At 67.6% G+C, this 20,641-nt stretch carries 21 protein-coding genes; 5 read left to right on the plus strand and 16 right to left on the minus strand.

The window, feature by feature from the left end:
* Window positions 1–6: 6 nt before the first annotated feature.
* The 11 genes from AC07Q9_RS25045 to AC07Q9_RS25095 form a co-directional block, all read right to left on the minus strand.
* On the minus strand, window positions 7–681 hold the full coding sequence (locus AC07Q9_RS25045; protein ID WP_495312157.1) for a sigma-E factor negative regulatory protein: 675 nt from the start codon (window positions 679–681) through the stop codon (window positions 7–9).
* A gap of 17 nt (window positions 682–698) precedes the next feature.
* Window positions 699–1,373 (minus strand): RNA polymerase sigma factor RpoE, encoded by a 675-nt coding sequence (gene rpoE / locus AC07Q9_RS25050; protein WP_307694818.1) that lies wholly within the window; start codon window positions 1,371–1,373, stop codon window positions 699–701.
* A 9-nt stretch (window positions 1,374–1,382) separates the two neighbouring features.
* On the minus strand, window positions 1,383–1,865 hold the full coding sequence (locus tag AC07Q9_RS25055; RefSeq protein WP_495312158.1) for a hypothetical protein: 483 nt from the start codon (window positions 1,863–1,865) through the stop codon (window positions 1,383–1,385).
* Window positions 1,866–1,878: 13 nt separating this feature from the next.
* A complete protein-coding gene (gene fabF, locus AC07Q9_RS25060) occupies window positions 1,879–3,123 on the minus strand; it encodes a beta-ketoacyl-ACP synthase II (protein ID WP_354342747.1) in 1,245 nt (414 codons plus the stop codon).
* A gap of 96 nt (window positions 3,124–3,219) precedes the next feature.
* Window positions 3,220–3,459, minus strand: a complete 240-nt coding sequence (gene acpP / locus AC07Q9_RS25065) for an acyl carrier protein (RefSeq protein WP_007830471.1) — start codon at window positions 3,457–3,459, stop codon at window positions 3,220–3,222.
* A gap of 100 nt (window positions 3,460–3,559) precedes the next feature.
* Entirely contained in the window at window positions 3,560–4,303 is a 744-nt protein-coding gene (gene fabG / locus AC07Q9_RS25070; RefSeq protein ID WP_056572099.1) for a 3-oxoacyl-ACP reductase FabG, read from the minus strand.
* Between the two features lie 32 nt (window positions 4,304–4,335).
* On the minus strand, window positions 4,336–5,289 hold the full coding sequence (gene fabD, locus AC07Q9_RS25075; RefSeq protein ID WP_495312159.1) for an ACP S-malonyltransferase: 954 nt from the start codon (window positions 5,287–5,289) through the stop codon (window positions 4,336–4,338).
* A gap of 51 nt (window positions 5,290–5,340) precedes the next feature.
* Entirely contained in the window at window positions 5,341–6,318 is a 978-nt protein-coding gene (locus AC07Q9_RS25080; protein ID WP_495312258.1) for a beta-ketoacyl-ACP synthase III, read from the minus strand.
* On the minus strand, window positions 6,318–7,415 hold the full coding sequence (gene plsX / locus AC07Q9_RS25085) for a phosphate acyltransferase PlsX (RefSeq protein WP_495312160.1): 1,098 nt from the start codon (window positions 7,413–7,415) through the stop codon (window positions 6,318–6,320). Before plsX ends, AC07Q9_RS25080 begins: the two co-directional genes overlap by 1 nt.
* Before the next feature lie 61 nt (window positions 7,416–7,476).
* Window positions 7,477–7,659, minus strand: a complete 183-nt coding sequence (rpmF, locus tag AC07Q9_RS25090; RefSeq protein ID WP_007830466.1) for a 50S ribosomal protein L32 — start codon at window positions 7,657–7,659, stop codon at window positions 7,477–7,479.
* Between the two features lie 173 nt (window positions 7,660–7,832).
* Window positions 7,833–8,390, minus strand: coding sequence for a YceD family protein (locus AC07Q9_RS25095; protein WP_492681512.1), 558 nt, complete (start codon window positions 8,388–8,390; stop codon window positions 7,833–7,835).
* Between the two features lie 86 nt (window positions 8,391–8,476).
* Between AC07Q9_RS25095 and AC07Q9_RS25100 the strand changes: the two genes are divergently transcribed.
* From AC07Q9_RS25100 to AC07Q9_RS25110, 3 genes are read left to right on the plus strand one after another with little or no spacing between them, the layout of a single operon-like run.
* Complete coding sequence (locus tag AC07Q9_RS25100; RefSeq protein WP_495312161.1) at window positions 8,477–9,058, plus strand: Maf family protein; 582 nt, start codon at window positions 8,477–8,479, stop codon at window positions 9,056–9,058.
* Window positions 9,055–9,822, plus strand: coding sequence for an SAM-dependent methyltransferase (locus AC07Q9_RS25105; protein ID WP_495312162.1), 768 nt, complete (start codon window positions 9,055–9,057; stop codon window positions 9,820–9,822). Before AC07Q9_RS25100 ends, AC07Q9_RS25105 begins: the two co-directional genes overlap by 4 nt.
* Before the next feature lie 2 nt (window positions 9,823–9,824).
* Complete coding sequence (locus AC07Q9_RS25110) at window positions 9,825–10,991, plus strand: MFS transporter (RefSeq protein ID WP_495312163.1); 1,167 nt, start codon at window positions 9,825–9,827, stop codon at window positions 10,989–10,991.
* Between the two features lie 12 nt (window positions 10,992–11,003).
* Here AC07Q9_RS25110 and AC07Q9_RS25115 read toward each other — a convergent pair whose 3' ends face one another.
* From AC07Q9_RS25115 to AC07Q9_RS25130, 4 genes are read right to left on the minus strand one after another with little or no spacing between them, the layout of a single operon-like run.
* The gene (locus tag AC07Q9_RS25115; RefSeq protein WP_495312164.1) at window positions 11,004–12,044 is read right to left on the minus strand and encodes a S49 family peptidase; all 1,041 of its coding nucleotides are present in this window, start codon (window positions 12,042–12,044) and stop codon (window positions 11,004–11,006) included.
* Window position 12,045: 1 nt separating this feature from the next.
* Window positions 12,046–12,414: a Rieske (2Fe-2S) protein gene (locus AC07Q9_RS25120; protein WP_062475569.1), complete on the minus strand. Its 369-nt coding sequence runs from the start codon at window positions 12,412–12,414 to the stop codon at window positions 12,046–12,048.
* A 10-nt stretch (window positions 12,415–12,424) separates the two neighbouring features.
* Window positions 12,425–13,108, minus strand: a complete 684-nt coding sequence (locus AC07Q9_RS25125) for an HAD family hydrolase (RefSeq protein ID WP_099795552.1) — start codon at window positions 13,106–13,108, stop codon at window positions 12,425–12,427.
* Window positions 13,101–14,201 (minus strand): RluA family pseudouridine synthase, encoded by a 1,101-nt coding sequence (locus tag AC07Q9_RS25130; protein WP_369646078.1) that lies wholly within the window; start codon window positions 14,199–14,201, stop codon window positions 13,101–13,103. The genes AC07Q9_RS25125 and AC07Q9_RS25130 overlap by 8 nt, the downstream gene beginning before the upstream one ends.
* Window positions 14,202–14,749: 548 nt before the next feature.
* Here AC07Q9_RS25130 and AC07Q9_RS25135 point away from each other — a divergent pair.
* Window positions 14,750–17,998, plus strand: a complete 3,249-nt coding sequence (locus AC07Q9_RS25135) for an Rne/Rng family ribonuclease (RefSeq protein WP_495312165.1) — start codon at window positions 14,750–14,752, stop codon at window positions 17,996–17,998.
* A gap of 61 nt (window positions 17,999–18,059) precedes the next feature.
* Here the strand turns inward: AC07Q9_RS25135 and AC07Q9_RS25140 are convergent, their stop codons facing one another.
* On the minus strand, window positions 18,060–18,938 hold the full coding sequence (locus AC07Q9_RS25140; protein ID WP_495312166.1) for a LysR family transcriptional regulator: 879 nt from the start codon (window positions 18,936–18,938) through the stop codon (window positions 18,060–18,062).
* Window positions 18,939–19,049: 111 nt separating this feature from the next.
* Here AC07Q9_RS25140 and AC07Q9_RS25145 point away from each other — a divergent pair, with 111 nt between their 5' ends.
* Window positions 19,050–20,618 (plus strand): MFS transporter, encoded by a 1,569-nt coding sequence (locus tag AC07Q9_RS25145; RefSeq protein ID WP_495312167.1) that lies wholly within the window; start codon window positions 19,050–19,052, stop codon window positions 20,616–20,618.
* Window positions 20,619–20,641 lie beyond the last annotated feature (23 nt).

Below are 20,641 nucleotides of genomic sequence, written 5' to 3' on the forward strand. Positions count from 1 at the left end.
GCGCAATCAGCGCGTGGGGCCCTCGAAGGTGGCGTTGCGCAGGAAGCCGGACGGCATTTGCGATGCGCCACCGGCCTGCTGGTGGGCTTCGAGCAGCTGGTCAAGGCGCGGATCGCGCAGCATGACCTGCGGATTGCCGTTGCCGACCAGCACGCGGGTCGGCGTCAGGGCGCCGTTGCCTGGCAACGCGCTGCCACCGGCCGCTGCCGCCAGGACCGAGTTCGCCACGGGCTGCTGCGTCGCCGCCAATTGGGCACCGCCGCTCGGCACCGCAGCGCCGTTGCCGACCAGCGTCCAACTGATGGCCGCCACGGCCATCAGCGACGCGGCGCCAGCCACCAGCTTCCAACGGAACACCGGCTCGTTGGCCGCTTCGGCACGCTGCCGCACGGGCATCGCGGCCGGCACGGCGGCCAAGGGCGCCACGGCCGCGGGCGGAGCGATCACGACCGGCTCTTCAGCAAGCCGCTGCTGGAAGCGCGCCAGGAAGGCCGAGGTGTCGCTGCAGCGCGAGTGCGCCGACGAGCGCAGCACATCGCCGACCACGTGGTATGCGTGCCAAGCGTCGCGCGAGTCGTCTTCAGCGCAGACGGATTCGATCGCACGCGCGAACGCCTCGCCCTGCAAATGGCCGTCCGCGAGTGCGGACACCTGTTCCCGAACCGTCATCGTCTGATTCATGTCATTCACCTGCTGATCTACCAACGCTTGCCGGACTGGTTGTCCAGCAGCGGCTTGACCCTGGCCGAAATGGCCTCGCGCGCCCGGAAAATACGCGAACGCACCGTGCCGATCGGACAATCCATGACCTCGGCAATCTCTTCGTAACTCATCCCCTCGATCTCGCGCAGCGTGACCGCCTGGCGCAACTCGGTCGGGAGCGCTTCCATGGCAGCCTCGACGGCACTGGCGATTTCGTTCGCCGCCATGACCGATTCGGGGGTTTCATCGGTGGTTGGTTCGTTTCCAGGGCGGTAAGTTTCATCTTCGTCGTCCGAGGACGAACGCAGTGCGCTTTCGGAGACGGTCGGATCGCGCTTCATGTCCACCAGCGCCTTCTTGGCGGTGTTCACCGCGATCCGGTACAGCCAGGTGTAGAACTGCGCCTCGCCGCGGAACTGGTGCAGCGCGCGGTAGGCGCGAATGAAGGTTTCCTGGGCGATGTCCTCGATCAGGTCGACGTCGCGCACCATGCGCCCGATCAGGCGCTCGATGCGACGCTGGTACTTGATGACCAGTAACTCGAACGCCTTCTGGTCGCCCGCGACGGTGCGCTGGACCAGCTGGAAGTCGACCTCACCCGGACGCGGCGCCTCGGCCGCCCCATCGGGCGGCGCGGACTCCGGGGGCGCGGGCGGCAAGGAAGTGGTCATCGAAACGGATCAGGGCGCATCGGCCGGAGCGGTCGCGCGCCAGGGGTCGCCGGCCGGTTCGGCCGCCGGGGGCCGCGCGTAGACCGCACGGCGCACGTCGCGCCAGCGTTCGGGCATGGCCCGCTGCTCGAGCCAGACCCAGCGCGCCGCGCGGCCGGGTTCGGCCAAGCGGATCAGCAGCAATGACTGGAAATCAAGCGCCACGATGGCGCGTGCAGCAAGCACGCCGCGCGAAGGATCGGCACCGGTCAGCGACCAGTGCGATCCGTCGAAGTGCAGCGTGGCTGCACCGTCCCGCCGCAGGCCAAAGCCCGCGGCGACACCGGAAAAGACAACGCTGAGGAGCAGCAGCAACTGGCGCCAGCCATTGCTATCGAACAGATAGCATGCCGCGCCCGCGCAGCAAACGCCCAGGGTCCAAAGGACCAGGAGAATCCGGGTTGCGCCGCGGGTGCGCCCCACCGGATAGGTCACCGACGGTGCGCTGTGCATGGGAGAGCGACGCTCAAGCGCGCTTGAACACCAGCGTACCGTTGGTACCGCCGAAGCCGAAGTTGTTCTTGACCGCGACATCGATCTTCAGATCGCGCGCCTCGTTGGCGCAGTAGTCGAGATCGCACTCCGGATCCTGGTTGAAGATGTTGATCGTCGGCGGGCTCTTCTGGTGATGCAGCGCGAGCACCGTGAACACCGATTCGATGCCGCCCGCGCCGCCCAGCAGGTGGCCGGTCATGGACTTGGTCGAATTGACGACAAGCTTCTTCGCGTGATCGCCGAAGGCGAGCTTGACCGCGTTGGTCTCGTTGAGGTCACCGATCAGCGTCGAAGTGCCGTGCGCGTTCAGGTACTGGACCTCGTCGGCATTGACGCCCGCATTGGCCAGTGCCATCGCCATCGAACGGCGGGGGCCGTCGACGTCGGGCGCGGTCATGTGGTACGCGTCGCCGGTCATTCCGAAGCCGGAGACTTCGGCGTAGATCTTGGCGCCGCGTGCCTTGGCGTGTTCGTACTCTTCGAGCACCAGCACGCCGGAGCCCTCGCCCAGCACGAAGCCGTCACGGTCCTTGTCCCACGGGCGCGAAGCCGTGGTGGGATCGTCGTTGCGGGTGCTCAGCGCGCGAGGCGCGGTGAAGCCGCCGATGCCCAGCGGAGAGATGGTCGATTCGGCACCGCCTGCAATCATGACGTCGGCGTCGCCGTACTCGATCATGCGTGCCGACGTGCCGATGGCATGCAGGCCGGTGGTGCAGGCGGTCACGACGGCGATGTTCGGGCCCTTGAAGCCGTACTTGATCGACACGTGACCCGAGATCATGTTGATGATCGACGCCGGCACGAAGAACGGCGAAATGCGGCGCGGGCCGCGGCTCGCGTATTCACCGTGCGTCTGCTCGATCATCGGCAGACCGCCGATGCCGGAGCCGATGTTGCAGCCGATGCGCACGGCCTTTTCATAGGACAGCGCGTCGCCGGTCGGCAGTCCGCTGTCCTGCACCGCCTGGATGGCGGCGGCGAGTCCCAGATGAATGAAGCGGTCCATGTGACGCGCTTCTTTCTCCGAGATGTATTGGGTGATGTCGAAACCCTTGACCTCACCGGCGAACTTGCAGGCGAAGGCGCTTGCATCGAACGCGGTGATGTTCGCAATGCCCGACTTCCCGGCCAACAGGTTGGTCCAGGATTCGGTTGCGGTGTTTCCGACAGGAGCGATGCAACCGAGTCCGGTCACGACGACGCGGCGTTTGGTCATGCCGGCAAACCTTTCTGGAAGCGCTGGACCACTGCCGAGCGGCGCGGGCGGTTGAAAAAAGAGCCGCCGGCCGTCGTTGCAGTGTCAGCTGGCCGATCAGGCCTTTTGATTCTTGGTGGCGTAGTCGACGGCGTTCTGCACCGTCGTGATCTTCTCTGCGTCTTCGTCCGGGATCTCGATGCCGAACTCGTCTTCGAGTGCCATCACGAGTTCGACCGTGTCGAGCGAGTCAGCGCCGAGGTCGGCCACGAAAGCCTTTTCGTTCGTCACTTGGGACTCTTCCACGCCGAGCTGCTCGGCGATGATTTTCTTGACACGTGCTTCGATATCGCTCATTTGATTCCCTCTAAGGGTTGTAGGTAACTGGTGGATTTTAGCCGGGCGGCCCGTGGCATTTGCCCCGCGCTCCGGTACGGAAAAAGATTGCGCCTTTCGGCTACATGTGCATGCCGCCGTTGACGTGCAGTTCCTGCCCCGTCACGTACGACGCCTGCGGCGATGCAAGGTAAGCCACGGCATGCGCGATGTCGGCCGGCTTGCCCAGGTGGCCCAGCGGGATCTGCGAGAGCAGCGCCTGTTGCTGGGCTTCCGGCAGGCTGGCCGTCATGTCGGTTTCGATGAAGCCCGGCGCGACGCAGTTGACCGTGATGTTGCGGCTGCCGAGTTCGCGGGCCAGCGCACGGGTCATGCCCGACACGCCGGCCTTGGCGGCCGCGTAGTTGGCCTGGCCGGCATTGCCGGACGCGCCCACCACGCTCGTGATGCTGATGATGCGGCCATAGCGCTGCTTCATCATCGGGCGGATCACCGCGCGCGAGAGGCGGAACACGGCCTTGAGGTTGGTGTCGAGCACCGCATCCCAGTCGTCGTCCTTCATGCGCATGGCGAGCGTGTCGCGCGTGATGCCGGCGTTGTTGACCAGCACATGGATCGCGCCGTAGGCCTTGACGATCTCGTCGATCAGGGCTTCGACGGCGGCACCGTCGTTCACGTCGAGCGCACGGCCACGGCCGTCGAACGCACTCAGCGCCTGGGTGATCTTGGCAGCGCCGTCGTCGGTGGTGCCGGTGCCCACGACCTTGAGGCCGCGCTGCGCCAGTTCGAGCGCAATGGCAGCGCCGATGCCGCGCGTTGCGCCGGTGACCAGGGCCACCTGGCCTTCGAATTTGGGAGTGCTCATAAAAGAGAAAAAGTATCGGGGCCTGGCGGCGTTCAGCCGGCGAGCGATTGTCGGACGTCCGTGAGGGTGGCCGGGTCGTACACCGACGCGGCTTCCAGTTCGGGGGCGATGCGCTTTACCATGCCGGCCAGCACCTTGCCGGGACCGCACTCGATGATGGCGGTTGCACCGCGCAGTTTCAAGGCCTGAACGCTCTCGACCCAGCGCACCGGACCAGCAGCCTGGCGCACCAGGGCGTCGCGGATGCGGTCGGCATCGGTCTCGACGGCCACGTCGATGTTGTTGAGCACCGGAATCTGCGGCGCGGCCAGCACCACGCTCGCGAGCTTCTCGCGCAGGGCTTCGGCTGCGGGCTTCATCAGGCTCGAGTGGAACGGCGCCGACACCGGCAGCGGCAATGCGCGCTTGGCGCCATTGGCCTTCAGCAGCTCGCAGGCCTTGTCGACCGCGGCCTTGCTGCCGGCGATCACGGTCTGCATCGGATCGTTGAAATTCACGGCCTCGACCACCTCGGCGCTGCCGGGGCCGAACGTGGCGGTGGCTTCCGCACAACCTGCGATGACCTTGTCCGACGCCATGCCGAGGATCGCCGCCATCGCGCCGACGCCGACCGGCACCGCCTGCTGCATGGCTTGCGCACGGAAACGCACCAGCGGCGCGGCCTGCGCGAGCGTGAGCACGCCCGACGCCACCAGCGCCGAATACTCGCCCAGCGAATGACCGGCGACGACAGACGGCGTCGCGCCGCCTTCGGCCAGCCAGGCGCGCCAAGCGGCCACGCCGGCCACCAGCATCACGGGCTGCGTGTTGGTGGTGAGCGCCAGCTCTTCCTTGGGGCCATTCTTGATCAGTGCACCGATGTCTTCGCCCAGCGCTTCGGAGGCTTCACGCAAGGTCTCGGCCACGGCCGGGTGATCGCCCCAGGCGTCGAGCATGCCGACCGCCTGCGAGCCCTGACCCGGAAAGACAAAAGCAAAGGATTTCATTGTTGTTTCTTCGTCACCGCGCCGACGCCCGCTCCAGGGCGCCGCAACGCACTACAGATTCAATAGCACCGCGCCCCAGGTGAAGCCACCGCCCACGCCTTCCAGCATGAGGGTCTCACCCTTTTTCACTTTGCCCGAGCGCACGGCTTCGTCGAGCGCCAGCGGGATCGAGGCGGCCGAGGTGTTGCCGTGCTCGTGCACCGTGACCACCAGCTTCTCGCGCGGCAGCTTCAGCTTCCTGGCCGTGCCTTCCATGATGCGGATGTTGGCCTGGTGCGGGATCAGCCAGTCGATGTCGGCTTCGGTCTTGCCAGCCTTGGCGAGCGTGGCGCGCGCAGCCTCTTCGAGCACGCGGACTGCCAGCTTGAAGACCGCCTGGCCGTCCATGTGCAGCAGCGGCGTGCCCAGCACGTTGCCGCCCGACACATGGCCCGGCACGCACAGGATGCCGACGTGCTTGCCGTCCGCATGCAGGTCGCTGGCCAGGATGCCGGGTTCGTCGGAAGCCTCGAGCACCACCGCGCCCGCGCCGTCGCCGAACAGCACGCATGTGGTGCGGTCGTTGAAGTCGAGGATGCGGGAGAACACTTCAGCACCGATCACCAGCGCGCAGCGCGCGGTGCCCGTGCGGATCATCGCGTCGGCCACCGTCAGCGCGTAAACGAAACCGCTGCAGACCGCCTGGACGTCGAAGGCCGGGCAGCCGGCGATGCCGAGCTTGTGCTGGAGGATCGCGGCCGACGACGGGAACACCATGTCCGGCGTCGAGGTCGCGACGATGATCAGGTCGACGTCGCTCGCCTTGCGGCCGGCGGCTTCCAGCGCGTGCTTCGCGGCTTCGAGGCCGAGATCGCTGCTGCTGACATCGGGCGCGGCGAAGTGACGCGCATGGATGCCGGTGCGCTCGACGATCCACTGATCGGAAGTTTCGATGCCGCGTGTCGCCAGATCCTTGGCAAGGTCGTCATTGGTGACGCGGCGGGGGGGCAGGTAGCTGCCGGTGCCGGTAATGCGCGAAAAAGGGGTCATCAAGCGTGAAGGGCTGTCGCGTCGGCCGGCGCCGCCGACTCCTGCCGCGCGAGCAAAGGCGCGGCGTGGGCGATGCGGGCCCGCACGCGATCGAGCAGGTTGTTGCGAGCGGCATCATAAGCGCGATCCAACGCATGGCCGAAAGCCACTTCGTCGGCCGAGCCATGGCTCTTGAATACCAGCCCGCGCAGGCCCAACAAGGCCGCGCCGTTGTAACGACGGTGATCCAGACGACCTTTGAACGCTTTTAGAACCGGGTAAGCAACAATTGCGACCAGCTTGGTGAAGATATTCCGCGAGAACTCGACCCGAATGAACTCACCGATCATCGAGGCGACACCTTCGCTGGCCTTCAACGCCACGTTGCCGACAAACCCGTCGCACACGACGATGTCGGTCGTACCCTTGAAGATGTCGTTGCCTTCCACGTTGCCGTAGAAGTTCAGATCCTTGGAGTTGGCAGCCGTACGCAGCAGTTGGCTCGCCTTCTTGATGGTTTCACTGCCCTTGATGGCCTCTTCGCCAATATTGAGCAAACCGACCGAAGGCGACTCGTTGCCGGTCAGCGCCGAAACGAGCGCCGAGCCAAGCACGGCGAACTGCAGCAGGTCCTCGGCGTCGCAATCCACGTTCGCGCCGAGATCGAGCACGGTGGTCGCCCCGCCCTTCACATTCGGTAGCTGGGGCGCGATGGCAGGACGATCGATGCCGTCGAGCGTCTTCAGCAGATAGCGCGCAATCGCCATCAATGCACCCGTGTTGCCAGCAGATATGGCCGCTTGCGCACTGCCATCTTTGACCTGCTGGATCGCGACGCGCATCGAAGAGTCCTTCTTCTTGCGCAAGGCGATTTCGATGGGATCGTCCATGCCGACCACTTCACTGGCCGGCACGATGCGGGCGCGCGGATGGTCGGCAAACCCTGCCAAAGCGGCCGGCGCACCGACCAGCAGCAACGAGGCTTCGCTGTGCCGCTCGAGAAACGCGCGGCAGGCCGCGAGCGTGACACGCGGCCCATGATCACCCCCCATGCAATCCACGGCGAGCGTGATTGCGGCGGGCGCAGCAGTGAGTTCGGGAGAAAAAGGCGCAGCCATCAAAACAAAGGCCCGACGCTACAGCAAAAGTAGCTTCGGGCCTTGGCCTTGGGATTCGAGATCAGGCTTCGGACTTGTTCTTGAGCACCTGACGGCCACGGTAGAAACCGTTGGGGCTGATGTGGTGGCGCAGGTGCGTTTCGCCAGTGGTCGGCTCCACGGCGATGCCGGGGACAACCAGAGCGTTGTGTGAACGGTGCATGCCGCGCTTGGAAGGCGACTTCTTGTTTTGCTGGACGGCCATGATGGCTCCTGGACGGTTAGGTGGGTGACTGGATGCGGGCTCAAGCGGTGGCAATGAGGCGAAAGCTCCGGCGGCATGCATGGAATGCCACGTTCTGCCTTTGCCTTGTATGCATTGCTGCTCACGGCGGCGCGCGCGAAGCCCATGATTATAGCCCAGCCGCAGAGAAAGGGCTACTTGCCCTCTTCCGGCTTGCGCGGACGCAACGCGCCGAGCACGGCAAAGGGGTTCGGCTTGGCCTCTTCGGCCGCCTGGAAATCGTCGTCGCTAGACGAGAGGCGGACCGGCGTCGGGCACACGTCGTGGACCGGCATGGTGGGGATTTCCATCAGCAGCTCGTCCTCGATGAGCTCGCGCAGATCGAAATCGCGACTGATTACCAGCAGGTCCTCGTCGGAATCCTCGTCTTCCGCCTCCGCCGTGGCTTCGTCGGCCACGAAACGGAACCAGCGGTCCACGAACAGCTCGGTATCGACGGGCGACAGGCAGCGCTGACACACCAGCGGCACGGTGGCTTCGACGTCCAGGTGCAGCCAGGACGTCGCCTTGCCGTCGGCGCCGGGGCGCTCCTCGCCGGTCGCTTCCCAGTGGACCACCGCATCGGTGGCCGGCGTTGCCAGTTCGGCGACGAGGCGCGCAAAGCCAGGAACCGGGTCGTCGCCGTCCAGGGTGGCGGCCGCCGCGGTGAACGCGGGCACATTGAGCCTTTCGGGGGCAAATTCTCTCTTCATCCGTCCCAGTCTAGCGCGCCCGCCAGCTTCCCAGGCGAGCAACCCACCGCACGGGTCGGGTCCGGTCGCTCACGCACAATCGCTGCATGCAACGCACCGTGATCCTTGCCTCGACCTCGCGCTACCGCCGCGAACTGCTCACCCGCCTCCATCTGCCCTTCGAGGTGCATGCCCCCGACGTCGACGAAACCCCGCACGCCGGCGAAACGCCCCGCGCGCTGGCCGAGCGCCTGGCGCTGGAAAAGGCCAATGCCGTGGCCGCACGCTTTCCCGACGCGGTGGTGATCGGCTCCGACCAGGTCGCCGACCTGGCGGGCGAGGCGCTCGGCAAGCCCGGCGACCACGCCCGGGCGACCGCCCAATTGCGCCGCATGCGCGGCCAGACGCTGGTCTTCCAGACCGCCGTGGCCGTCGTCTGCCATGCCACGGGCTTCGTCCAGCGCGACATCGCTCCCGTGCGCGTGGTGTTCCGAGACCTTTCCGATGCCGCCATCGAGCGCTATCTATTGGCAGAGCAGCCCTACGACTGCGCCGGCAGCGCCAAGAGCGAAGGCTTCGGCATCGCGCTGCTCGACGCCATCGACAGCGACGACCCGACCGCGCTGGTCGGCCTGCCCCTGATCCGCACCTGCCGGATGCTGCGCGCCGCGGGGGTCGACCTGCTGTGACCACAAAAGGCAAGCTCTACCTCGTCCCCGCGCCGCTCGATTTCGGCTGCGATCTTCAGGCGCCGCTGCAGGACGCCCTGCCACTGGGCACGCTGCAGGCCGCCGCCGGCATCACGCACTGGATATGCGAGAACGCCAAGTCGGCCCGCGCCTACCTGAAGCGCATCGACGCGGTCGCTCCGCTGGCCGCGCCGTTGCAGGCGCAGAACATCCAGGAGCTGCCGCGCGAAGTGCACAAGAAAGGCGACCACGCCGGCCAGTTCGACGCCCGCCCGCTGCTGGCCGCCGCACTCGAAGGCCACGACATCGGCCTGCTGAGCGAAGCCGGCATGCCCGCCGTGGCCGACCCCGGCTCGTCGGTGGCGCGCGCGGCGCACGACCTGGGCATCACCGTCGTGCCGCTCACCGGACCGGCGTCTTTGCTGCTGGCCCTCGCAGCAAGCGGCCTGAACGGACAGAACTTCGCCTTCGTCGGCTACCTGCCGCAGGACGGCGGCGAACGTCAGGCGCGCATCCGCGAGCTCGAGGCGCTCGCACTCAAGACCGGCCAGACGCAGCTCTTCATCGAAACGCCGTACCGCAACGCCGCCCTGCTGCAGGCACTGGTGCAGACGCTGCAGCACAACACCCGGCTCGCGGTCGCGCGGGGCCTGACGCTGGCAACCGCGCAGGTGCGCAGCGAGACGGTGAAAAGCTGGCGTGCCGCCAAGCCGCAGGCCACGACCGACGAGCGCCTGCCCGCCGTGTTCGCGATCGGGCGCTGACGGTGGGGCCGGGCGTCACGGCCGGTACGCGCTGGGCATCGCGCGCCCAGTTCTTCGCGTCGGGCTTCATCTTCGCGACCTGGGGCGTGCACGTGCCCACGGTCAAGGCGCACTACGCCATCGATGAGGCGCAGCTCGGGCTCGCCATGCTCGCGGCAGGCGCCGGCGCGATGGTCGGCCTGACCAGCGCCGGTCGCTGGATCGGCCGCCACGGCCCGCGCCGCATGGCCGCGCTCTGCGGCTGCATCTACGCCCTGCTGATCGCCGGCCTCATCGCGATGCCGGGCTATGCCGCGCTGCTGGGCCTGCTGGCGGTGTTCGGCCTCGTCACCAGCGTGTTCGACGTGGCGATCAACACCGAAGCCGCGCAGCTCGAACTGCGCGGGGGCCAACCGTTGATGAGCGGCATGCACGGCATGTTCAGCCTCGGCGGCATGGTCGGCGCCGCGAGCGGCAGCGCGGCGCTGGCCGCCGGCATGGCACCCCAGACGCACTTGTGGACGGTGGCCGTGGTGATGATCGGCGTGGTCGCGCTCGCAGCCACGCGCATGCTGCCCACGCCGGCTGCACCCGCCGACGGCGCGGCCGCGGCAGACCACAGCTTTCGCCTGCCGCGTGGCGTGCTCGCGGTGCTCGGCGTGCTGGCCGCGCTGGGGTTGATCGCCGAGGGCGCCATCTACGACTGGAGCGTGCTCTACATGCAGCAGGAACTGGGCAGCCCGCAGCAGCAGGCCGCCCTGGCCTATGCGAGTTTTTCCGCCGCGATGGCGGCTGCACGTTTCGGTGGCGACGCGATGCGCGCCCGCTTCTCACCCACCGCATTGCTGCGTGGCAGCGGCCTGCTCGCGGCAGCGGCCATGACGCTGGTATTGCTGACCGACCTGCCCTGGCTCGCGCTGCTCGGCTTCGCGGGGGTCGGCGTCGGTTTTGCGAACGTGGTGCCGATCCTGTTCGGGGCCTCGGCCCGCGTGCCGGGTGTGGCGCCCGCCAACGGCATTGCCGCCGTGTCGGCCATCGCCTATCTGGGGTTCATGGCAGGGCCTGCGGTGATAGGCCTGCTGGCGCGGGTCAGCTCGCTGACCGCCGCGCTCTATGTGGTGGTGGCCTTTGCCGCCGCGCTGGCGGCCTCGGCCCGGTTCACCGGCAGCAGCACCGACAGTGCCGCCTGAAAGAAGCTGCGCTCAGCGCAGCGCCGGCGAAGTCCTCAGTGCGCTCACCGAAGCCGCGCCCATGGCGGCGCCGAACTTCTTGGCCAGCTTCTCGGCCACGTTGTCGCGGCGCGTGTAGTCGATGACTTCCTCGGCCTTGATCACCTCGCGGGCCACGAAGTCGACGTTGCCCAGCTGGTCGGCCAGGCCGAACTCCACGGCCTGCTCGCCGCTCCAGAACAGGCCGCTGAACAGGCCCGGGGTGTCGAGCTTGAGGCGGTCGCCGCGGCCGGTCTTCACGACGTTGATGAACTGCGTGTGGATCTGGTTGAGCATCGTCTGGGCATGCGCGCGCTGCGCGTCGTTCATCGGGCTGAACGGATCGAGGAAGCCCTTGTTCTCACCGGCCGTCAGCAGCCTGCGCTCCACACCGACCTTTTCCATCACGCCGGTGAAGCCAAAGCCGTCCATCAGCACGCCGATGCTGCCGACGATGCTGGCCTTGTCGACGAAGATCTTGTCGGCCGCAGCGGCGATGTAGTACGCCGCCGAAGCGCAGGTTTCTTCAACCACCGCGTAGACCGGCTTCTTGTGCTTGGCCTTCAGGCGCTTGATCTCGTCGTTGATGATGCCGGCCTGCACCGGGCTGCCGCCCGGGGAATTGATCAGCAGCACCACGCCCTTGGCGCCCTCGTCCTCGAAGGCCGTCTTCATGGCGGCGATCACGAACTCGGCACTGGCGTCGCCGCCGTTGGCGATCTCGCCCTTGATCTCGACGACGGCCGTGTGGGCCGTCGTCTTGGCGGTGCTGGGCGTGCTGCGCGAGAACGCAAACCAGGCCAGGAACACGAAGAAAGCCAGCCAGCCCAGGCGCACGAAGGTCTTCCAGCGGCGCGTGGCCTTCTGCTCATTCAGGGAGGCGAAGGCGAGCTTTTCGAGGGTGGCGCGCTCCCACCCGGGGCGCTGCGTGGGATCTTGGGCCATGGTGCGGGGACTGTCTTGTGATGTCGTAAGAGGGGCAACCGGCTCCAGCGGGTCGAAACCTTGGGGTTCCCTGCGGTTCGGATCGGTCATGTCAGAAGGAAAGAGGTTGGAGGTTCCAGTCAGTATGCCAGTGCACCACGCCGTCTTCTTCGCTCAGCGCGATCTTCACGAGCCCGCCACGGCAGGGCCCGCCCGCGCACTCGCCGGTGTCGGGCTTGTAGACGGCGCCGTGGGTGGCGCACAGCAGCCACTGGCCGGAGTCGTCGAAGAAGCGGTCGGGCTGGAAGTCCATCTCCATCGCCACATGGCTGCAACGGTTGAGGTACGCATGCGGCAGACCTTCGAAGCGCACCGCGAAGGCACGGCAGGTTTCGCCGCCGTGGACCACGTCGAAGGGCACGGCGTTGCCGCCCTCGACCAGGTCCGAGGCATTGCACAACGGGATGCGCTGGTCGCTCATGCCTTGGCCCTCAGGCGTTGTCGAGCAGCCAGGCCTGCAGCTCGGCGATCGACTGCGCCACGTACAGCGGCTTGAACTCGTCGAAGGTCGACGACGCATGCGCGCCGAAGCCCACGCCCACGCTGGCGCAGCCGGCGTTCTGCGCCAGCTGCAGGTCGTGCGTGGTGTCGCCGATCATCAGCGTGCGCTCGGCCGGCACGTCGAGCTCTTCCATCAGTTCGAGCAGCATGCGCGGATGCGGCTTGCCGAAGGTTTCGTCGGCGGTGCGCGAGGCGTCGAAGCGGTCGCGCAGCGCCACCGTCTTCAAGGCTTCGTTGAGGCCGCGGCGCGACTTGCCCGTGGCCACGGCCAGCTTGTGGCCGCGCGCGCGCAGCGCATCGAGCATCGGCAGCACGCCGTCGAACAGCACAAGGTCGTCCTGATGCTGCAGGAAGTGGTAGCGGTAGCGGGCGCCGAGTTCGGGGTACTTTTCCTTGGGCACGTCGGGCGCCGCGCGCGCGAGCGCCTCGGCCAGGCCCAGGCCGATCACCCAGGCGGCATCGTCCTCGCTGGGCTTGGCGCCGCCGACATCGACCACGGCCGCTTGGATGCAGCGCACGATCAGGCGGGTGGAGTCGTAGAGCGTGCCGTCCCAGTCGAAGGCGATCAGGTCGAAGCGAGGGGAACGTGCAGGGCGGGCGGAAGAATCAGTCATGGGCCGTGGGGGTGGGGTGTTGGGCCATCGCCTCGAGCGCCGCACGCGACATCAGCGCATGCAGCTCGGGTGGCAGTCCGGCCTGCAGCGCGATGCGCTCGCCGCTGGCCGGGTGGTTGAATTGCAGCCGCCACGCATGCAGGAACATGCGCTTGAGGCCGAGCTTGTGCAGGGCACGCTGCCGATCGGACTCGCCGTACTTGTCGTCACCCGCAATCGGATGCCCGGCCGAAGCCAGGTGCACGCGGATCTGATGGGTGCGCCCGGTCTTGATGGTCACCGCCAGCAATGACAGCGGCGTGGCGTCGCCCGGCAGGCTGAGGCGGGCCAGCACGCGCACCAGCGTGACGGCGCGCATCGCGTCGGGGTGGTCCTTGGCGACCACGCGCACGCGGCGCTCGCCGGCACCAGCCCCCGAGCCGTCGGGCAGCAGGTACTTGGCCAGCGGCGCGTCGAGCACCTTCTTGTTGGCGGGCCAGTCGCCCTCGACCAGCGCCAGGTAGGTCTTGCCGGTTTCGCGCTCGCGAAACTGGTCCTGCAATGCCACCAGTGCGCTGCGCTTCTTGGCGACCAGCAGGATGCCGGAGGTTTCGCGGTCGAGCCGGTGCACCAGTTCCAGGAACTTGGCGCCCGGACGCGCCGTGCGCAATTGCTCGATCACCCCGAAGCTCACGCCACTGCCGCCATGCACCGCGACACCGGCGGGCTTGTCGATGGCCAGCACGGCCTCGTCTTCGAGCAGCACCGGAAACTCCCGCGCCGGCGCGGGCGGCGTGGCGCCCTCTTCGGCGCGTGGCGAGATGCGGACCGGCGGAATCCGGACCAGGTCACCGTCTTCGATGCGGGTATCGGCCTGGGCCCGGCCCTTGTTGATGCGCACCTCGCCCGACCGGATGATCCGGTAGACGTGCGTCTTCGGCACACCTTTCAGATGGCGAAACAGGAAATTGTCGAGCCGCTGCCCGGCCGATTCGGCGTCGACGGTCAGGAAGTGGATGGCGGCGTGCGGCGTACCGGTGTCGGCGCCCGCGGGTCGATCCGCGGGATTTGGAGCCCCCGCGGGGCTTTTCTTCGCACCTATAATGTTTTTCACCAGCGCGGTCGTGTAAGTGCTTGATTAGACAGAAGTTTAGAGCACTGACGATCATGCTGTGAGGTCGATGCCGCTTTGGCGTCCAGCCCGCAAACCCCGCGCAATCGCGCAAAGTGGCAGGCCAGGCACCCAAGTCAAGCCGACACCCACGAAACACCGATACGGAATACCCAGCCTGCAGCTTCCAAGCTGCAGGCGGATCGAAGCGAGTCCCTTGTTGTGTTGATGCTGCTGATTCAAATATGCCTGCGCTGGTCGACCTGGTTTCGACCAGTCGCCTCAGGCATTGAATCGCCCGCAGTGCGCGCCACCCTTGCGCAATCAGCTATCAAAAAGATAGCTGCCCAACACCGAATCTGGCTCGCGCCCATCCACGCGCCCCCACCCCGGCTGTCTTCTTGAGCTGACGCTCGAGAGGCCTGCTCGCGCCTGGCGCGGCAGTCACAGCATCCGGGGCCAAGCGGCAATTCCCTGGTTTCGCGGGCGTCGTCCGTGCATCGTTGGCTCGTCATGAGCCGCAAGAACGATACATATAAGGACAACGCATCATGAAGCGGATGCTGATCAATGCCACGCAGGCCGAAGAACGCCGCCTGGCCATCGTCGACGGGCAGAAACTGCTCGACTACGAAATCGAAATCGAAGGGCGCGAACAGCGCAAGGGCAACATCTACAAGGCGGTCGTGACCCGCGTCGAGCCTTCGCTCGAAGCCTGTTTCGTCGACTACGGCGAAGACCGCCACGGCTTCCTGCCGTTCAAGGAAATCTCCAAGCAGTATTTCGCCGAAGGCGTGTCGGCCAGCCAGGCCCGCATCCAGGACGTGATCCGTGAAGGCCAGGAACTCACCGTCCAGGTCGAAAAGGAAGAACGCGGCAACAAGGGCGCGGCCCTCACCACCTTCATCTCGCTGGCCGGCCGCTATGTCGTGCTGATGCCCAACAACCCCCGTGGCGGTGGCGTGTCGCGCCGCATCGAGGGCGACGACCGCGCCGAGCTCAAGGAGGCGATGGACCAGCTCGAGTACCCGAAGGGCATGAGCATCATCGCGCGCACCGCCGGCATCGGCCGCTCGGCGCCCGAACTCCAGTGGGACCTGAACTACCTGCTCAAGCTGTGGACCGCCATCGACGGCGCGGCCAAGGGCGGCAAGGGCGCCTTCCTGATCTACCAGGAATCGTCGCTCGTCATCCGCGCCATCCGTGATTACTTCAATCACGACATCGGCGACATCCTGATCGACACCGACGACATCTACGACCAGGCGCAGCAGTTCATGGCGCACGTCATGCCCGAGCATGCCGCCCGCGTGAAGCGCTACCGCGACGACGCGGCCCTGTTCAGCCGCTTCCAGATCGAGCACCAGATCGAGTCAGCCTACGCCCGCACCGTGCAGCTGCCCTCGGGCGGCGCCATCGTGATCGACCACACCGAAGCACTGGTGTCGGTCGACGTGAACTCGGCCCGCGCCATCAAGGGCGGCGACATCGAAGAGACCGCCACCCGCACCAACCTCGAAGCCGCCGACGAAGTGGCCCGCCAGATGCGCCTGCGCGACCTGGGCGGCCTGATCGTCATCGACTTCATCGACATGGACGAGTCGAAGAACCGCCGCGAAGTCGAAAGCCGCCTGCGCGACGCGCTGCGCCAGGACCGCGCCCGCGTGCAGTTCGGCTCGATCAGCAAGTTCGGCCTGATGGAAATGAGCCGCCAGCGCCTGAAGCCCGCGCTGTCGGAAGGCTCGTCGATCCCCTGCCCCCGTTGCGGCGGCTCGGGCCACATCCGCGACACCGAATCGAGCGCGCTGCAGATCCTGCGCATCATTCAGGAAGAGTCCATGAAGGACAACACGGCCGCCGTGCATGTGCAGGTGCCCGTGGAAGTCGCTTCGTTCCTGCTGAACGAAAAGCGCCCCGAAATCGCCAAGATCGAGCTCAAGCAGCGTGTCACCGTGCTGATGGTGCCCAACAAGACGCTCGAAACGCCGAACTACAAGCTCGAGCGCCTCAAGCACGACGACCCGCGCCTCGACCACATCGAAGCCAGCTACAAGATGGCCGACGAGATCGAGGACCCGACCTCGGTCACGCGCCGTTCGCAAGAACCCACCAACAAGCAGACGCCGGTCATCAAGGGCGTGCTGCCCGACGCACCCGCGCCCGTGGTGCCGCCCAAGCCCGAAGCGGTGCGCGCTGCGCCCGCGCCCGCCCCGGTGGCCCCGCCCGCGGTGGTCGCTCCGGCCCCGGCACAGACCGGCTTCATGGCCTGGATCAAGAGCTTCTTCGGCGGCGCCTCGCCGGCGCCCGCACCGGCACCGGCCCCCAGCGCCATTCCGGTCGAAGCACCGAAGCCCCGCCGCGAAGGCGGTCGTCCGGGCCGTGACGGCGAAACGCGCGGTGCGCGCGGCACCGACGGCGAACAGCGCCGCGGCGGACGCGGCGGCGAAGGCCGTGGCGAAGGCGGCGGCCGTTCGGGCGGACGCGACGGCGACCGCCGTGGCGGACGCGGCGGCGAGCGCCGTGAAGGCGGCAGTGGTGGCGAACGCCGCGGCGAGGCTCGCAACACCGAGCAGCGCAACGACAGCACCAACCCGGCACGCGAGCAACGCGAACCGCGCGAAGCACGCGCCCCGCGCGACGGCGAACAACGCCGTGGCGGTCGCGGCGAGCGCCGCGAAGGTGGCGAAGGCCGCAACGCGCCGGCCGAAGCCCTGCTCGACGGCAACCTGAACCTCGACGCACAGCAACAGCAGCCGGCACCCGGCGGCGACGAGAACGGCAATGCCGCAGCGGAACGCGCACCGCGCGCCCGCGGCGAGCGCCGTGAACGTGGCGAGCGCGGCGAGCGTGGTGAACGTGGCGGCGAACGCAACGAGCGCGGTGAGCGCAACGGCGACGCGCAGCAGCAACAGCCGCGCGATGAAGCAGCACCCGCCGGCGACGGCGAGCGCCAGCCCCGCAACGGCCGTGGCGACGAGTCGCGCGGCCCGCGCGGTGAGCGCAACGACGGCCGCCGCGAGCGCCGCAACGACGCCCCTGCCGCCAACGAAGGCGACGCACGCGTGGCCGAATCGGCCGTCGCCGGCGATGCCGAGCAAGGCAACAACAACGAAGGCAACGAGCAGCAAGCCCCGCGCCGCGAAGGCGAAGAGCGCCGCGGCCGTTCGCGTGACCGCTACGGCCGTGATCGCCGCGAACGCGGTCCGCGTGACGACGCCGGCAACGGTGGCAACGAAGCCAACGGCGCAGACGCCGCACCGGTCGCCGAAGGCGCCGTGGCTACCGAAGCCCAGGCCGAGCGCCAGCCGCAGCAGCAACTGCCGCTGGTGGCGGAAGCCGCTGCCGTGGCCGTGGTCGCCACCGCTGTCGAAGTGCGCGAACCCGCGCCGCAGGTGCAAGAGCAGCCGCGCTTCGAGCGCCCCGCTGCGCCCGCACCGGCACCTGTCGCAGCGCCCATCGTGGTCGAAGCCGCGGCCAAGCCCGCAGCCGCAGCGCCCGCCAGCAACGGCCGCGCACTGCCCAAGGTGCAGGCCTTCGAACTGCCGCTGAACGAACTGGCGCAGATCGCCGAAAGCTCGGGCCTGCAGTGGGTCAACTCGGACGCCGAACGCATCGCGCAGGCGCGCGCCGCGATCGCCGCCGAGCCGAAGCCGGTGCACGTGCCGCGCGAGCGCCCGCCGGTGATCGTGCTCGACGAAGGTCCGCTGGTGCTGGTCGAAACCCGCCGCGACCTCGGTTCGATGTCGCTGCCGTTCGAACAGCAGCAACAGCAGCCGCAGGAACAGCAGCGCTCGCTCTGAGCCCTGCTCCCTCGCAAATGAAAACGGCGCCTTCGTGGCGCCGTTTTTTTTGCTTCGGAATTCAGGCCTGCGGCGGTAGTGCCTCGACGCCGGGCAGGTCCGGCATCTCCAGGATCAGCTGCCCGAAGCGGCAGGCGCAGGGCGTCTTGCCGCTCTCGCTCCAGATCAGCGAGAAGTTCACGCTCGGCAGCGGCGGCAGGCCGTAGCGGCCGTCGACGATCTTCATGCCCGGCTCCACCTCCTCGCGCGTGAGCACCGTCACCGCCAGCCCCGCCAGCACCGCCGCGCGAATGCCCTGCGGGCTGGCCGAGGTGAAGACCACGTGCCAGTCGAGCGACACCAGGTCGAGCGCCGACCCGGCCACCTGCCGGTTGACGCACGGCTTCGGAAAGAAGGCCAGCGGCAGCGATGCGCCCTTCGGCACCTCGAAGGTCTCGGCCGCGGCCCACACCAGCTGCGTGCGCCGCAGGCAGGTGCCCTCCACCACGTCGGGCGGCGACATCACGACCGCGAGGTCGAGCTCGCCGGCGCGGATGGCCGCGCGCAAGTCGGTGTGCATGCTCACGCAGACCTCCATGCGCACCGCCGGGAACCCGCGCGCGAACTGCGAGAGCAGCGGCGGCAGGCGGTCGCCCATGAAGTTGTCCGGCACGCCGAAACGCACCACGCCCGAGATCTGCGAGGGCTGGAAGCGCCGCGTCATCGCGTCGAGCGTGTCGAGGATCTGCGTCGCGTAGCGCAGGAAGTCTTCACCGTCCTCGGTCACCGTGAGGCGGCGCGTCGTGCGGTGCAGCAGCGGCCGGCCCACCTGCTCCTCGAGCTTGCGGATCTGGTGGCTGATGGCCGACTGGGTCAGGTGCAGGCGCTCGGCGGCGCGCGTGAAGCCGCCGGTTTCCTTGACGGCCACGAAGGCGCGCAACAGCGTGGGGTCGAAGTCCATGGCGAGTTTTTATCAATGATGTTTCCTAATGAATTCTAGGAAATCAAATCATTTCCATCATGAAGAGGGTTTCACCAGAATCGGCCGCTCTGCCTTTTTGGAAACCGTCCGATGTCCCTCTCCCCTGCCGGCAAGAACCGGATCGCCCTGTCCGCGGTCTGCCTGATTGCCCTGATGTTCGGCCTGGAAATCTCCAGCGTGCCGGTCATTCTTCCCACGCTCGAACAATCACTGCACGGCGACTTCAGCGACATGCAGTGGATCATGAACGCCTACACCCTCGCCTGCACCACGGTCTTGATGGCGGCCGGCACCGTGGCCGACCGCTACGGCCGCAAGCGCGTGCTGATCGTCGGCGTGGTGCTGTTCGGCCTCACCTCGCTGGCGTGCGGCATCGCGGGCAACGCATGGGTGCTGATCGTCAGCCGCTTCCTGCAGGGCCTGGCCGGCGGCGCGATGCTGATCTGCCAGCTCGCGGTGCTGTCGCACCAGTTCCAGGAAGGCAAGGAACGCAGCAAGGCCTTCGCGATCTGGGGCGTGGTGTTCGGCATGGGGCTGGGCTTCGGGCCGATCGTCGGCGGCGCGATCGTCGCACTGTCGAGCTGGGAATGGGTGTTCCTGGTGCATGTGCCGCTGGCCGTGGTGGCGCTGGCGCTGGTCCTGGGCAGCGTGGAAGAGTCCAGCGACCCCGACGCGAAGCGGCTCGACCTGCCGGGCATCGTCACGCTGTCGCTCGCGGTGTTCGGCCTCACCTACTTCATCACGCAGGGGCCGGGCCTCGGCTTCACGAGCCCCGTGGCCGTGGGCATCCTCGCGGCGACGCTGGCCTGCTTCGCGGTCTTCCTGTGGGTCGAGAAGATCAACCCGCACCCGATGTTCGACTTCTCGGTGTTCCGCATCCGCAATTTTTCGGGCTCGATCGTCGGCTCCATCGGCATGAACTTCAGCTTCTGGCCGTTCATGATCTACCTGCCGATCTACTTCCAGAGCGGCCTGGGCTACGACGCCGTCACGGCCGGCTCGGCGCTGCTGGCCTACACGCTGCCCACGCTGGTGCTGCCGCCGCTGGCCGAGCGGCTGTCGATGCGCTACCGGCCCGGCGTGGTCATCCCGGCGGGGCTGTTCGTGATCGGCCTGGGCTTCATCGCGATGCGCTGGGGCAGCGGCGTGGCGCATGCGAGCTGGCTCACGTTGCTGCCCGGCTGCCTGCTGGCCGGCATCGGGCTGGGCCTGACGAACACGCCCGTGACCAACACCACCACCGGCTCGGTGTCGAGCGCCCGCGCGGGCATGGCCTCGGGCATGGACATGAGCGCGCGGCTGATCACGCTGGCCGTGAACATCGCGCTGATGGGCTTCCTGTTGCTCGAAGGGATTCACGCGCACCTGAAGCAGGCCTTGTCTGCGTCGCTCGATGCAGCGCAGCTGCGCGCGCTGGCCGAGAAGGTCGCGGCAGGCAGCTTCGCCTCGCTGCCCGAGCAATTCCCGGCTCTGGTACAGGCCGATCCGTCGGGCGTCGCCGTGCATGCGGCGCTGGTGCACAGCTTCGGCTGGGTGATGCTCTACGGCGGGATCGGGGTGTGGGTGCTCGCCGGCCTCAGCCTGTTGATCTTCGGCAACGGCAAGCCATCAGTGCAGGCGGCGGGCCTGACGGCCGCCAAGGAATCCGCGTGCTCCTGAAGCCAGGACGCACGACGGAACCC

The organism is Variovorax sp. GW821-FHT09A10, from assembly GCF_059418385.1.